Raw genomic sequence first — 14097 nt, forward strand, 5'->3', positions numbered from 1 at the left:
CCAACCGTCAACACTCGAGGAAAGGAGGGCAGGTCATGACGGGCAACGAACAGCAACGCACGGCGATCGTCACGGGCGGGTCGAGCGGGATCGGCTTCGCGATCGCGAGCCGGCTGGTGCAGGACGGGTATCGCGTCGCGATCGTCGGGCGCGACGTCGCGCGGCTGGACGCGGCCGTCGAGCGTCTCGGCGGTGAGACGATCGGGCAGGCGGGTGATCTGAGCGTGCGGCGCGACGCGGACGCGGTAGTCGCAGCGATCGCCGCAAGGTGGCCGCGTATCGACGTACTCGTCAACAATGCGGGGCTGACCGGCCGCGTCGGTGCGGATACCCAGGCGAGCGAGGCCGAGGCCGTGTGGGATACCGTGCTCGACGCGAATCTGAAGAGCCTGTTCCTGACGACGATGGCCGTGCTGCCGCACCTGACTCGCGACGCCGCGCGCATCGTCAACATCGGCTCGATTGCCGCGCGCGCCGGCAGCCTGCTGCCGGGCGGCCTCGCGTATGCGGCCGCGAAGGCCGGCGTCGAAGGGTTCACCGTCGCGCTGGCACGCGAACTCGGGCCGCGCGGCGTGACGGTCAATACGGTCGCGCCCGGTTATATCGCCCGCACGCGTCTGTTCGGTGACAGCGGGGTCGCGCCGGCCGTCGCGGCGATGATCCGCGTGCAGACGCCGGCCGGCCGCGCCGGGCAACCGGACGACGTCGCCGATGCGGTCGCGTGGCTGGCCGGGCCGCGCGCGTCGTTCGTCACGGGCGCGACGATCGCGGTGAACGGCGGCTGGCGCGTCGGGTGACGCCGAGCACGCCCGCCCGGCACGTCATTCGGAATCAGTCGGCGTCTTGTCGCCGAGCCAGCGTCGCGCGCCAGGGCCGTTGCGGCCCGCGCGATCTTCCGGGTTGGTCAGCTTGCAGCGTTTCAGCGACAGGCAACCGCAGCCGATGCATTCGTCGAGGTTGATATAGAGCCGCTGCAGTTCCTCGATCCGGCTCGCGACGCGCTGCTTCCAGCCGCGCGACAGCCGCTGCCAGTCCTTGTTGGTCGGCGCGGCGTCTTCCGGCAGGCTCACGAGCTGTTCGGCGATTTCGTCGAGCGAATAGCCGATCTTCTGCGCGAACACGATGAACGCGATCAGCCGCAGCACCGCACGCGAATAGTGGCGATGGCTCGAGCCGTTGCGGTGCGACTTGATCAACCCGCGCATCTCGTAGAAACGCAGCGTCGACGCCGGCACGCCGCTGCGCGCGGCCACTTCGCGGATCGACATCAGCGGCCATTGCGGGGTTTCCTGGATACCCATGACGCCCTCCGGGAATGCTTGACTTGAAGTTAACTTCAACTTTTATGCTACGCGGCAGTTTAACCCGTCGCGAGGCATCATGCTCTCCTTTTCCCTACGCAGGACGCCGCCTTTGGGCGCCGCCTGCGCCCTGTTGCTGGCGTTGTCGGGTTGTCACGACGGCAAAGGCGCATCGTCCGCTTACCCCCTTCCCGAAGTCGGTGTCGCCACCGTCGCGCCGCGCACCGTCCGCCTCGCGGACGAATTCAACGGACGCGTCGAAGCGGTCGACGCGGTCGAACTGCGGCCGCGCGTGAGCGGCTATCTGCAGCGTGTCGTGTACAAGGAGGGCGACGTGGTCGCGCAGGGCGCGCTGCTGTTCGAGATCGATCCGCGCCCGTACCGGATCGCGCTCGATCGTGCGAATGCGCAGCAGCAGCGGGCCCATGCGGCCGCGAGCCTCGCGAACGTGCAGCTCAAGCGCGTGCAGACGCTGATCGATGCGCATGCGACGTCGCAGGAAGAACTCGACAACGCGCGCGCCACCGCCGAGCAGGCGCGCGCGGATCTGCAGGCGGCCGATGCGGCCGTTGCCGACGCGAAGCTCAATCTCGGCTTCACCGAAGTGCGCGCGCCGATCGCGGGCCGCGTCGGCCGCGCGGTCGCGACCGTCGGCAACCTCGCACGCGCGGACGACACGCTGCTGACGACCGTCGTGTCGCAGGATCCGGTCTACGTGTATTTCGACTGCGACGAGCAGAGCTACCTGCGCTACAACGCGCGGCGCGCCGATCCGACGCATCGCGCGATCGGCGCCGATCCGGTGCGCATCGGCCTCGCGAACGAGACGGGCTTCCCGCATGCGGGCACCGTCGATTTCCTCGACAACCGGCTCGACCCGCAGACCGGCACGATCCGCGCACGCGTGCGGCTGCCGAACGCGGACCATACGTTTACGCCGGGCCTGTATGCGCGCGTGCAGCTCGTCAGCGGCCGTGACCAGGATGCATTGCTGGTCGACGACAAGGCCGTGCTCACCGACCAGGACCGCAAGTACGTGTACGTGATCGGCCCCGGCGACAAGGCGTTGCGCCGCGACGTGACGATCGGCCGCGAGCTCGACGGCGAGCGGATCGTCGAGAAGGGATTGCAGTCGGGCGATCGCGTGGTGGTCGACGGCGTGCAGCGCATCTACTATCCGGGCGCGCAGGTGAAGCCGAAGGCGCTGCCCGCGCGCGCGGCGGCGGACCCCGGCGCCGGCACGCAGGCCGTGGCCGACGCCGGCGCGCCGGCCGCGCAGTAACGGGAGACACGTGATGGATTTCTCCCGATTCTTCATCGACCGGCCGATCTTCGCGGTCGTGCTGTCGATCGTCATCTTCGCGCTCGGCCTGATCTCGATTCCGATGCTGCCGGCCGGCGAATATCCGGAAGTCGTGCCGCCGAGCGTCGTCGTGCGCGCGACGTATCCCGGCGCGAACCCGAAGGAAATCGCCGAGTCGGTGGCCGAACCGCTGGAAGAGGCGATCAACGGCGTCGAAGGGATCATGTACATGAAGTCGGTCGCCGGGTCGGACGGCAGCCTGCAGGTCGTCGTCACGTTCCTGCAGGGCGTCGATCCCGACACGGCCGCCGTGCGCGTGCAGAACCGCGTGAGCCAGGCGCTGTCGCGCCTGCCCGACGAGGTGCGCCAGTACGGCGTGACCACGCAGAAGCAGTCGCCCACGCCGCTGATGTACGTGAGCCTCTATTCGCCGGACAACAGCCGCGATTCGCTGTACCTGCGCAACTACCTGACGCTGCACGTGAAGGACGAACTGTCGCGGCTGATGGGTATCGGCGACGTCGGCGTGTACGGCTCCGGCGACTACGCGATGCGGCTGTGGCTCGATCCGAACCGGCTCGCGTCGCGCGGGCTCACCGCGAGCGACGTGATCGCGGCGGTGCGCGAGCAGAACGTGCAGGTGTCGGCCGGCCAGCTCGGCGCGGAGCCGTCGCCGAAGAAGAACGACTTCCTCGTGTCGATCAACGTGCGCGGCCGGCTGCGCACGGTGCAGGAATTCAGCGACATCGTGCTGCGCAACGGCGACGACGGCCAGGTCGTGAAGCTGTCCGACGTCGCGCGCATCGAGCTCGGCGCAGGCGATTACACGCTGCGCTCGTATTTCAACGACAAGCATTCGGCCGTGGTCGGCATCTTCCTGTCGCCGGGTGCGAACGCGCTCGACGTCGCGAAGGCCGTGTATGCGAAGCTCGACGAGCTGTCGAAGCGCTTCCCGCCGGGCGTCGCGTATCGCCCCGTATGGGATCCGACCGTGTTCGTGCGCGAGTCGATCCGCGCGGTGCAGCACACGCTGATCGAGGCCGTCGTGCTGGTCGTGCTCGTCGTGATCCTGTTCCTGCAGACGTGGCGCGCGTCGATCATTCCGCTCGTCGCGGTGCCGGTGTCGGTGGTCGGCACGTTCGCGTGGCTCTACCTGCTCGGCTATTCGATCAACACGCTGACGCTGTTCGGGCTCGTGCTCGCGATCGGGATCGTCGTCGACGATGCGATCGTCGTCGTCGAGAACGTCGAGCGCAACATCGCACGGGGCCTGAGCCCGCGGGATGCCGCGCACCAGGCGATGCGCGAGGTGTCGGGCCCGATCGTCGCGATCGCGCTCGTGCTGTGCGCGGTGTTCGTGCCGATGGCGTTCATGTCGGGCGTCACCGGCCAGTTCTACAAGCAGTTCGCGGTGACGATCGCGATCTCGACGGTGATCTCCGCGATCAACTCGCTGACGCTGTCGCCCGCGCTCGCCGCGAAGCTGCTGCGTCCGCACGGCGCGCCGAAGGATGCGTTGACGCGTGCGCTCGACCGCGCATTCGGCTGGCTGTTCCATCCGTTCAACCGCTTCTTCGAGCGCAGTTCCGATCGCTATCACGGCGTCGTCGGTCGCACGCTGAAGCGGCGCGGCGTGGTGTTCGCGGTCTATGCGGCGCTGCTTGCGGCGACCGCGCTGCTGTTCAACGCGGTGCCGGGCGGTTTCATCCCGGTGCAGGACAAGCTGTACCTGTTCGCGGGCGCGAAGCTGCCGGAAGGCGCGTCGCTCGCGCGCACCAGCGCGGTGACCGAGCAGATGACGAAGATCGCGCTCGGCACCGACGGCGTGGAGATGGTGCCGGCCTTTGCCGGGCTGAATGCGCTGCAGGGCGTGAACACGCCGAACATCACGAACTCGTACGTGATCCTGAAGCCGTTCGACCAGCGTCATCGCAGCGCCGCGCAGATCAACGCGGACCTGAACGCGCGCTTCGCGGCGATCGGCGGCGGCATTACGTATGCACTGATGCCGCCGCCGATCCAGGGCCTGGGCAACGGCTCCGGTTACTCGCTGTATCTGGAGGATCGCGGCGGCCTCGGCTACGGCGAATTGCAGAAGGCGCTCGCCGCGTTCCAGGCCGCGGTCGCGAAGACGCCGGGGATGAGCTATCCGGTCAGCTCGTACCAGGCGAACATTCCGCAGCTCGAGGTGAAGGTCGACCGCCTGAAGGCGAAGGCGCAGGGCGTCGCGCTGACCGATCTGTTCAATACGTTGCAGGTGTATCTCGGCTCGATGTACGTGAACGACTTCAACGTGTTCGGCCGCGTGTATCGCGTGATGGCGCAAGCGGATGCCGGCCACCGGCAGACGGCCGCCGACATCGCGAACCTGCGCACGCGCAACGCGAAGGGCGAGATGGTGCCGATCGGCTCGATGGTGACGGTCGGGCCCGCGTACGGTCCCGACCCGGTTGTCCGCTACAACGGCTATCCGGCCGCCGACCTGATCGGCGACGCCGATCCGAAGACGATGTCGTCGTCGCAGGCGATCGCGAAGCTGCAGCAGATCGCGAAGGACGTGCTGCCGCCCGGCATCACGCTCGAATGGACCGACCTCAGCTACCAGCAGGTCACGCAGAGCAACGCGGCGATCGTCGTGTTCCCGCTCGCGGTGATGCTCGTGTTCCTGGTGCTCGCGTCGCTGTACGAGAGCTGGACGCTGCCGCTCGCGGTGATCCTGATCGTGCCCGTGTGCATGTGCGCGGCGCTGTTCGGCGTGTGGCTGTCCGGCGGCGACAACAACGTGTTCGTGCAGGTCGGCCTGGTCGTGCTGATGGGGTTGGCCTGCAAGAACGCGATCCTGATCGTCGAATTCGCGCGCGAGCTCGAGATCCAGGGCAAGGGCGCGGTCGACGCGGCGCTCGAAGCGTGCAAGCTGCGGCTGCGTCCGATCGTGATGACGTCGGTCGCGTTCATCGCGGGCTCGGTGCCGCTGCTGATCGGCAGCGGCGCGGGCAGCGAGGTGCGGGCGGCCACCGGCGTCACCGTGTTCGCCGGGATGCTGGGCGTCACGCTGTTCGGGCTGTTCCTGACGCCCGTGTTCTACGTGGCGATCCGCAAGCTCGCGGGCGGCACGCCGGCCGTCTGGAGCGAACAGCACGGCACCCTCGAAGGAGAAAACCGATGAGCGCCGCTTTCCGTCTTTCCGCGCTCGCGATGTCGGTGACGCTCGCTGCCTGCGCGGTCGGCCCCGATTTCAAACGACCCGATACGACCACGGCCGCGCGGTTCGCCCGCGACGTTCACCCGGCGGCGCAGCGCGACGCGGCGCCGGCCGGTACACAGCCCGATACACGGCCCGATATGCCGCCCGATGCGTTGGCCGACGCCGACGCCACGTTCTGGCGCGGCTTCGGCGATCCGGCGCTGACGCAGTTGATCGATGCGGCGCTCGCGGCGAACCAGGATCTGCAGGTGGCCGTGTCGCGCTACGACGCGTCGAACGCGCTGCTGTCGCAGGCGACGTTCGACCGCTATCCGACGATCACCGCAAGCGGCCAGATCGGCCATCAGCTGATGAGCAAGGATCAGGCGTTCGGCGCGCCGCGCAGCCAGCGCGATACGCCGACCTCGAGCGTCGGCATCAATGCCGCGTGGGAACTCGACCTGTTCGGGCGCGTGCGCCGCTCGATCGAGTCGCAGCGCGCGGAAACGGCGGCCAGCGCGGCCGACGTGCGCGCGGTGCGTGTCGCGATCGCGGCGGAGGTCGCGAGCACGTACGTCGATCTGCGCGGCTCGCAGGAGCGGTTGCGGATCGCCCGCGACAACGCCGACAACCAGAAGCAGACGCTCGCGCTGATCAATGCGCGCGTCGGCGCGGGACGCGGCTCCGAACTCGATGCGGCGCGAGCGCGTGCGCAGTACGAATCGACCACCTCGCGGATCGCCGTGTACGAAGCCGCGATCGGCGTCGACGAGCATCGGCTCGCGGTGCTGACCGGGCAGACGCCGGATGCGTTGATCGGCCGCTTCGATTGGCCGAAGACGGGCACGCTGGTGCCGCTGCCGGCGCTCGCCGCCGACATCGATCCCGGCACGCCGGGCGACCTGCTGCGCCGCCGCCCCGATGTCGCGGCCGCCGAGGCGCGGCTGCATGCGGCGACCGCGCGCGTCGGCGTCGCGACCGCCGACCTGTTCCCGCGCTTCACGCTGTCCGGGCTGCTCGGCAGCGCGACGAGCAGCTACGGGTTCTTCCGCGCGGGCAGCGATACGAACCTGATCGCGCTCGGCATCGATTGGTCGTTCCTCGACGTCGGCCGCGTGCGTGCGCGGATCGCCGCGAGCGACGCGGAAGCGGCCGGCCAGCTTGCGCAGTACCGGCAGACCGTGCTCGGCGCGCTGGAGGAAACCGAGAACGCGTTGCTGCGTGTCGCGCGCACGCGTGACGAGACCGCGCACCTCGTGCGCGCGGCCGACGACAGCGCGCGCGCCGCGCAGCTCGCGCAGGCCCGCTTCTCGGCCGGCGCGATCGACTACTACGAAGTGCTCGACGCGCAACGGACGCTGCTGCAGGCGCAGGACGCGGCGGCCGACGGGCGGATGCGCGGCGCGGCATCGACGGTCGCGCTGTACAAGGCGCTCGCGGGCGGCTGGCCGTCGGGCACGGGGCAGGTGAAGTAACGCGAGCAGTGCGGCGCGGCGGTCGTGGCGCCGCGTCGCGCGACGAAACGCCTGCCTTGCCGATCGGCGGCAACACGGATGCGATTGCGGGCGTATGAAAGGGCCGTCGTTCTCGCGGTAAAATTTAATTGCAACTGCAATTAAGCGAGAGGAACGACCTGACTTGACGTCCTCCACCGCCTAAAGGCGGCGGATTCCCACACCTGGCGATGCACGTCCGCATCGGAGAATGTTCAGCGCAGCGTTGATATCACGATCATGCTCGACACCACAGTCACTGCAGGCCCATTCTCTTATTCGCAGTCCCGCGATACCTTTCGGCCGCGTCGTGCTGTCTTTCGATCCGCACGACGAACAGGACTGGGTCGAACCGCTTTCGTCGACTTCCTCAAACGTGGCTCCGTGCGCGATCGCCTTGTAACGGAGCTTGTCCCGGAAGGACGACCAGGATGCGTCGTAGACGCTCTTCGCCATCCTGGTTCTGGCGAGTTTTGCGGCCGACACGTTGCCGACCGCGATGTAATCGAAGCGCCGCACGAGATCGAGCGCGAGCTTGTGTTGAAAATCGGCACGGGCATTTGCCACCTTGGCGTGCAGCTTCGCGATATGTCGCTTGTGCTTTCGCGCTCGCTGCGCTTTCGCCAGCTTTTCCGCCGCTCGTCGACCGAACTGGTCATTGGGCAGCTTTTCTCCGGTCGAAAGTGTGGCGAAGTCTTTCAGGCCGAGATCGATGCCAACACCGGACCGGACCGGGCGGGCCTGAACATCGGGTATCTCGATCACGATGTTGAGAAACCAGTTGCCGCGTGCATCCTGCGCGAAGTTGGTCCCGTCCTTGATCTTGCCTTCGGGAAGTGGGCGGCTGTTGAACACGCGGAAGGTGTTGCCGGCAAAGCGAAACGCGTCACCCTCGCGCTTCAGGTCACGGCCCTTCAGCGGCACCCAGCCGAGCGATTTCCTGCCGCGATAGCGCAGGTAGGGCCGACGGTGCTGACTGCGCGACTTCGCGTATTGCTCGCACGTCGCGTTGATCGTGCCGGAGTGGATGTCGAGTTCCTTGCTGCTCCCCGTCGTCAGCACATTCAGGTCGAATCCCGTCGGCCACTTCTTGCCCCACTTGAGCGCGTGCTTCTGCGTGTCGTTGCAGAAGTTCCAGACGTAGTTCACCGCACGGCTCTGCTTGTTGAGCAGTCCGTTGAGCGATTTCACCCGGTAGCGGTAGACAAGGATCATGCAGGTGATCCTAACCCGTGGAAGAAGCTGCCTGTCAACAGCACCCCTTTCCTCCCCGTCCTGAAGGACGGGGTTTCTCGGAGCAAATTCTGATGAACGCAACCGAACCCGATCTGTGGTTCTCGTTCGTCCGCGCGCACCGGACGATGATCCGCGAGATCGAGCGTCGCCTCGCGGCAGCCCGCCTGCCTGCGTATGCGTGGTACGACGCGCTGTGGGGGCTCGAAAGCGGCCCCGACGGCACGCGCCGCATGCATGAACTAGCCGACGTGCTTGCGATCGAGCGCTACAACCTGACGCGGCTCGTCGACCGGCTCGAACAGGAGGGGCTCGTCACGCGCACGCGTTCGGCGGACGACGGCCGTGCGGCGTTCGCGAGCATCACCGACAAGGGGCGGACGCTGCGCAAGAAGATGTGGAAGGTGTACCAGTCGACGGTGGCGGAGCTTTTTCTCGACCAGTTCACCGGCAAGGAGCGGGCGGCGATGGCCGCCGCGCTCGATCGCGCGACCGCCGCGGCGCGCGACGCGACGGCCGACGCGAAGTAACGGCGCTCGGCGCATGGCGCGGCCGCTACCGGGCGTCCGTACGAGCGGACCGGGTTGCGCATCCTGCATGTCCCTCCTCCGAGTACTGGCATGTCGCCGGCACCATCGGTTTCGGCATAGGATTGCAATTGCAACGATTGCAGTTGCAACGACAAACCGATGACAAGGACCGACATGACCTCGACGCACTCCCTCACGTTCTATACGGCCGACACGCCGAACGGGCACAAGATCGCGATCTACCTGGAAGAGGCCGGGCTTGCCCACGAACGCGTGCAGGTGAACCTGTCCGCCGGCGAGCAGCGCAGCCCGGCGTATCTCGCGATCAATCCGAACGGCAAGATCCCGGCCATCGTCGACCACGATACGGGGCTCGTCGTATTCGAATCCGGCGCGATCCTCGGTTATCTCGCCGCGAAGACGGGCTGCCTGCAACCCGACACGCTGGCCGAGCGCACGGCGGTCCAGCAATGGCTGCATTTCCAGATCGGCGGGATCGGGCCGATGCTCGGCCAGCTGTGGTGGTTCCTGCGCGCATCGAAGACGGGCAATGCGGAAGCGATCGACCGCTACCGGAACGAGGCGCTGCGTCTCTACGGGGTCGTGAACGGCCGCTTGTCGGAATCGGCGTATCTCGCGTCGTCGCGGTATTCGATCGCCGATATCGCGGCATTTCCGTGGCTGCGCACGGCGGCCGAGCTCGATCTCGACGTTGCCGGCTTTCCGCACGTCGAGCGCTGGCTGGCCGATGTCGCCGCGCGGCCGGCCGTTCAACGGGGCCTGGCCGCGTGCCGCGCGCCGACGGCCGAGGCGGCGCACTGACATCGCGTCGCCCGCGCCGCGTGGACGATGATCGCGACAAGACGCACGCTTCGTGTCATCCAGTCGGACGAAAACGCCGCATGCGGGCGGCGTGCGGAGTCGTCTGGTGCGATGCATCCGATGCGATGCGTGCGCGAACTGAAAAGCGGCAGAAGCGCTCGACGCGTTACCGCGCGTTCGGCCCCTTGACGGTCAGCCGGCAGACGGTCGCGAGCGTGAGCAGGTTCGGGTCTCGCTCGCGGCGGTGCAGGAAGCTCAGGCCGAAGGTCTGGCGGATCGTCGGTCCGGCGAGCGGCACGAGTGCGATCCGGTGCGCGAACAGGTCGCGCACGCGGCCGGGCAGCAGCGAGCAGCCGACGCCGCCCGACACGAGGTTGATCAGCGAGAAGATGTCGCTCACGCGCATCACGACGTTCGGCGTGACGCCGGCCGCGCGGAACGCCTCGGTGAAACCGTGGTGCGTCGCGAAGCCTTCGCCGAGCGACACGAACGGCTCGTCGCCGCACGCGTGAAGATCGATCGCATCGCATTGCGCATACGGCGAATCGACCGGCGCGGCGAAGAACATCTCGTCCTCGAACAGCGCGATCGATTCGATCTCGGCGTCCGGTTCGGGCAGCGCCATCAGCGTGGCGTCGATCGCGCCGTGCCTGAGCTTGTCGAGCAGGTCGGCGTTCGAGCCGAGCACGAGTTCGGCCTGCAACTCGGGGCGGCGCTCCTTCAGCGCGATCACGACTTCGGGCACGGTGCGGATCGTCAGCGAATACAGCGAGCCGATCTTCAACTGGCCCGCGCCATAGCCGGCCGCCTCGCGCGTCGAACGGATCCCGTCCGTCATCGTCTTGAGCACGTCGCCCGCGACTTCGGCGAGCACCTGCGCGGCGTCAGTCGGGATCAGGTTTCGCCCCTCGTGGCGGAATAGCGTGCAGTGCATGCCTTCCTCGAGCGTATGCAGCGCACGGTGCACGCTGACCGTGCTGATGCCCAGCGCGTCGGCCGCCTTCGCGAGGCTGCCGGCTTCCATGAACGCGAGCAACACTTCGAGCTTGCGGAACGTGATCGCTTCGTTGATGCGGTTGCGCATGATGCGGACGACGGGAAGGGCGGCCGACGATTCTGCCGCAGAACCAGGGGCGCAACAATGCGCGGATTACCGGGTTTTTCCAACGGCGAAGTCCGAAGAAGCGACATTTAATCTCCGGCTAATCATCTGCCGCGGGCATTGATTGATGCGCGTTTTCCGCGTCCCTATCATCGATTCACGCCGATCGTGCACGGGCCGGGCGGTTCCGTCGTGCGTGTCCCGCATCGGCGGCGATGCGAAAGCCGGGTCGCCCATGCCCGCCACCGAAGGCGGCACGCATGCGGCGCGGCACCACGACACTGCAGGAGACAAGCATGCGCGACTCACGTCGGAGCTCGCGACGGCGGCAGGTGATCGCCGCCGTCGTCGGCAATACCCTCGAGTGGTACGACTTCATCGTTTACGGTTTCTTCTCCGGCATCATCGCGCGGCTGTTCTTTCCCGCCGAGAGCCAGTACGCGTCGCTGCTGATGTCGCTCGCGACGTTCGGCGTCGGCTTCTTCATGCGCCCGGTCGGCGGCATCCTGCTCGGGCTCTACGCGGACCGCAAGGGACGCAAGGCCGCGATGCAGCTCATCATCCTGCTGATGACGCTGTCGATTGCGCTGATCACGTTCGCGCCGCCGTACGCGGCGATCGGCCCGGCGGCGCCGGTCCTGATCGTCGTCGCGCGGCTGCTGCAGGGGTTCGCCACCGGCGGCGAATACGCGAGCGCGACCGCGTTTCTCGTCGAAAGCGCGCCCGCGAACCGGCGCGGGCTGTACGGGTCGTGGCAACTGATCGGCCAGTGCGTCGCGGTGTTCTCGGGCGCGGCGATGGGCGCGTGGGCCACGCAGTCGCTGTCGGAGGCGGCGCTGCACAGCTGGGGCTGGCGCGTGCCGTTCGCGCTCGGGCTGCTGATCGGGCCGGTCGGGCTGTGGATCCGCCGGCACATGGAAGAGACGGAGGCGTTTCTCGACGCGAGCAAGTCGACGATCGAGCCGCCGGCGAGCGTGTCGCGCGTGCTGCGCGACAACCTGCGCGGCGTGCTGGTGTCGATGGGGCAGACGATCACCGGCACGGCCGTGTTCTACGTGATGCTCGTGAACATGCCGACGTTCGTGCACAAGACCTTCGGGCTGCCGCTCGACCAGGTGTTCAAGGTGCAGATGGCGGCGGTCGCGCTGTTGACGGTGACGATACCCGTCGCGGCGATCGTGTCCGATCGCGTCGGCCGGCGGCCGGTCCTGATCGCGGGCACGTTCGCGCTGCTGACGGTCACGTATCCGCTGTTCTCATGGCTGGCCGCGGCGCCGGGCATCGGGCGCCTGCTCGTGATGCAGCTCGTGATCTGCACGATCATCGGCATCTGCTACGGCCCGGCGCCGACCACGCTGGCCGAGCAGTTCGCGACCCGCTCGCGCTCGACCGGCGTCGCGCTCGCGTACAACGTCGCGGTGATGGTGTTCGGCGGCTTCGCGCCGTTCATCGTCACGTGGCTGACGCGCGCGAGCGGGTCGCCCGTCGCACCCGCCTGGTACGTGCTGTTCGCGGCGTCGTTCGGGCTGCTCGCCAGCGTGTTCATGCACGACGGCGCGCCGTGCGTGGTCGCGCGCCGACAGTTTCGGCGCGAGCCGCTGAGCGTCGAGTAGCGGCCGCACGGCCGGGACGGCGATCCATCGGCGCGGGCCGCATGCAGGGTATCGCGCGAACCGATGCTTAGCATCGCGGGCGGCGGCCTACCGCGACGGCCGCCCGGTCATTACGCTTGGGCGATCATCCACTCTGTCCGGAAGGTCGCCATGTCCCGGCTCGACTACACGCTGCTCGGCCCCTGCCTGCTCGCCATCGCGCTCGACGCGATGGGATTCGGGCTCGTTTATCCGATGATGTCCGCGATCTTCAGCGATCCGCACGCGGGCATCCTGCCGGCCGACGCCGGCGCGCACGCGCGCAATTTCTATCTCGGCCTCGGCTACGGGATCTACCCGCTGTGCATGTTCTTCGGCTCGTCGCTGATGGGCGAGTTGTCCGATCGCTACGGCCGCCGCCGGATCCTGCTGCTGTGCGTGCTCGGCCTCGCGGCCGGCTACGCGATGATGGCGGCCGGTGCGTGGCATGCGAGCGTCGCGCTGCTGCTGGCCGGCCGCGGGCTCACCGGCCTGATGGCTGGCTGCCAGGGCATCGCGCAGGCGGCCATCACCGATCTCAGCACGCCCGACACGAAGGCGTACAACATGAGCATCATGTCGCTCGCGTTCAGCGCGGGTGTGATCGTCGGCCCGGTGCTCGGCGGGCTCACGTCCGACCGGACGATCTCGCCGCTGTTCGACTACGGCACGCCGTTCGTGCTGGTCGCCGCGCTGTCGCTGATCTGCGCGTGCTGGACCTGGGCGTCGTATCGCGATTCCGCCGCGCCGCGCGGCGATACGCGCATCGATCCGCTGCTGCCGCTGCGGATCATCGGGGAGGCTGCGCGCCAGCGCAACGTCGCGTTCCTGTCGGTGGTGTTCTTCCTGATGCAGGTCGGCTACGGGCTCTACCTGCAGACCATCATGCTGCTGTTGCAGGCGAAATTCGGCTATACGAGCGCGCGGCTCGGGCTGTTCAGCGGCGTGATCGGCATCTGCTTCGTGTTCGGTCTGCTGTGCGTCGTGCGGCTGATGCTGCGCGTGTGGCGCGTGATCGATATCGCGAAGACGGGCCTGCTCGTGGCCGGGCTCGGCCAGATCCTGTCCGCGCTGTTTCCGCACGAACCGGTGCTGTGGGCGCTCGCGATGGTCGTCGGCTGCTTCGACATGGTTGCGTACACGACGATGTATACGGCGTTTTCCGACGCCGTCAGCGACGACCGGCAGGGCTGGGCGCTCGGCGTCGCGGGCTCGGTGATGGCGGTCGCGTGGGTCGTGACGGGCGCGCTGACGAACCTGCTGCCGGTATTCGGCGAGACCGGGCTGCTGCTGATCGGCGGCGCGGGGTTCCTGCTCAGCTTCGCGATGATGGCCGCGTACGGCAGAACGCGGCCGGGTGCGCGAACGGCCGCGCTGTCGTAGGCGGCTCGCATGCCCGTTGGCTTGCCCGCGGCGATGATCCGGTGGGCCGACGAACATCACGGGGCGATCCGCGCGGCGCGTCGTCGTGCGAACGAGATGGAAGGGGGCGGGTGCT

11 protein-coding genes are annotated in these 14097 nt (G+C 67.9%); 8 read left to right on the top strand and 3 right to left on the bottom strand.

Features of this window, described 5'->3' with window-relative positions:
- Positions 1-35 precede the first annotated feature (35 nt).
- Complete coding sequence (locus HWX14_RS10800; RefSeq protein WP_175882711.1) at positions 36-797, top strand: SDR family NAD(P)-dependent oxidoreductase; 762 nt, start codon at positions 36-38, stop codon at positions 795-797.
- A 24-nt stretch (positions 798-821) separates the two neighbouring features.
- On the opposite strand, the gene soxR is transcribed toward HWX14_RS10800, so the two are convergent.
- Positions 822-1301 (bottom strand): redox-sensitive transcriptional activator SoxR, encoded by a 480-nt coding sequence (gene soxR / locus HWX14_RS10805; protein ID WP_175882712.1) that lies wholly within the window; start codon positions 1299-1301, stop codon positions 822-824.
- Between the two features lie 79 nt (positions 1302-1380).
- Between soxR and HWX14_RS10810 the strand changes: the two genes are divergently transcribed.
- From HWX14_RS10810 to HWX14_RS10820, 3 genes are read left to right on the top strand one after another with little or no spacing between them, the layout of a single operon-like run.
- Complete coding sequence (locus tag HWX14_RS10810) at positions 1381-2583, top strand: efflux RND transporter periplasmic adaptor subunit (RefSeq protein WP_175882713.1); 1203 nt, start codon at positions 1381-1383, stop codon at positions 2581-2583.
- Between the two features lie 13 nt (positions 2584-2596).
- A complete protein-coding gene (locus HWX14_RS10815) occupies positions 2597-5770 on the top strand; it encodes a multidrug efflux RND transporter permease subunit (RefSeq protein ID WP_175882714.1) in 3174 nt (1057 codons plus the stop codon).
- On the top strand, positions 5767-7263 hold the full coding sequence (locus HWX14_RS10820; protein ID WP_175882715.1) for an efflux transporter outer membrane subunit: 1497 nt from the start codon (positions 5767-5769) through the stop codon (positions 7261-7263). Before HWX14_RS10815 ends, HWX14_RS10820 begins: the two co-directional genes overlap by 4 nt.
- Before the next feature lie 180 nt (positions 7264-7443).
- On the opposite strand, the gene HWX14_RS10825 is transcribed toward HWX14_RS10820, so the two are convergent.
- A complete protein-coding gene (locus HWX14_RS10825) occupies positions 7444-8496 on the bottom strand; it encodes an RNA-guided endonuclease TnpB family protein (RefSeq protein ID WP_175882716.1) in 1053 nt (350 codons plus the stop codon).
- 92 nt (positions 8497-8588) lie between these two features.
- Between HWX14_RS10825 and HWX14_RS10830 the strand changes: the two genes are divergently transcribed.
- A complete protein-coding gene (locus tag HWX14_RS10830; RefSeq protein WP_175883552.1) occupies positions 8589-9044 on the top strand; it encodes a MarR family transcriptional regulator in 456 nt (151 codons plus the stop codon).
- Positions 9045-9218: 174 nt separating this feature from the next.
- Positions 9219-9866: a glutathione binding-like protein gene (locus HWX14_RS10835; protein WP_175883553.1), complete on the top strand. Its 648-nt coding sequence runs from the start codon at positions 9219-9221 to the stop codon at positions 9864-9866.
- Between the two features lie 166 nt (positions 9867-10032).
- Here HWX14_RS10835 and HWX14_RS10840 read toward each other — a convergent pair whose 3' ends face one another.
- Positions 10033-10950 (bottom strand): LysR family transcriptional regulator, encoded by a 918-nt coding sequence (locus HWX14_RS10840; protein WP_175882717.1) that lies wholly within the window; start codon positions 10948-10950, stop codon positions 10033-10035.
- A gap of 314 nt (positions 10951-11264) precedes the next feature.
- Here HWX14_RS10840 and HWX14_RS10845 point away from each other — a divergent pair, with 314 nt between their 5' ends.
- Together HWX14_RS10845 and HWX14_RS10850 are read left to right on the top strand one after the other, a co-directional pair.
- The gene (locus HWX14_RS10845) at positions 11265-12581 is read left to right on the top strand and encodes an MFS transporter (RefSeq protein WP_175882718.1); all 1317 of its coding nucleotides are present in this window, start codon (positions 11265-11267) and stop codon (positions 12579-12581) included.
- A 150-nt stretch (positions 12582-12731) separates the two neighbouring features.
- The gene (locus HWX14_RS10850; RefSeq protein WP_175882719.1) at positions 12732-13982 is read left to right on the top strand and encodes an MFS transporter; all 1251 of its coding nucleotides are present in this window, start codon (positions 12732-12734) and stop codon (positions 13980-13982) included.
- The last annotated feature ends 115 nt before the right edge of the window (positions 13983-14097 follow it).

It is taken from the genome of Burkholderia sp. BCC0044 (genome assembly GCF_902832955.1).
Taxonomy (GTDB): Bacteria; Pseudomonadota; Gammaproteobacteria; order Burkholderiales; family Burkholderiaceae; genus Burkholderia.

Bases quoted from the DNA above. Each gene is read 5' to 3' on its own strand.
- HWX14_RS10800 (WP_175882711.1), top strand. From the start codon at position 36: ATGACGGGCAACGAACAGCAACGCACGGCGATCGTCACGGGCGGGTCG.
- soxR (WP_175882712.1), bottom strand. From the start codon at position 1,301: ATGGGTATCCAGGAAACCCCGCAATGGCCGCTGATGTCGATCCGCGAA.
- HWX14_RS10810 (WP_175882713.1), top strand. From the start codon at position 1,381: ATGCTCTCCTTTTCCCTACGCAGGACGCCGCCTTTGGGCGCCGCCTGC.
- HWX14_RS10815 (WP_175882714.1), top strand. From the start codon at position 2,597: ATGGATTTCTCCCGATTCTTCATCGACCGGCCGATCTTCGCGGTCGTG.
- HWX14_RS10820 (WP_175882715.1), top strand. From the start codon at position 5,767: ATGAGCGCCGCTTTCCGTCTTTCCGCGCTCGCGATGTCGGTGACGCTC.
- HWX14_RS10825 (WP_175882716.1), bottom strand. From the start codon at position 8,496: ATGATCCTTGTCTACCGCTACCGGGTGAAATCGCTCAACGGACTGCTC.
- HWX14_RS10830 (WP_175883552.1), top strand. From the start codon at position 8,589: ATGAACGCAACCGAACCCGATCTGTGGTTCTCGTTCGTCCGCGCGCAC.
- HWX14_RS10835 (WP_175883553.1), top strand. From the start codon at position 9,219: ATGACCTCGACGCACTCCCTCACGTTCTATACGGCCGACACGCCGAAC.
- HWX14_RS10840 (WP_175882717.1), bottom strand. From the start codon at position 10,950: ATGCGCAACCGCATCAACGAAGCGATCACGTTCCGCAAGCTCGAAGTG.
- HWX14_RS10845 (WP_175882718.1), top strand. From the start codon at position 11,265: ATGCGCGACTCACGTCGGAGCTCGCGACGGCGGCAGGTGATCGCCGCC.
- HWX14_RS10850 (WP_175882719.1), top strand. From the start codon at position 12,732: ATGTCCCGGCTCGACTACACGCTGCTCGGCCCCTGCCTGCTCGCCATC.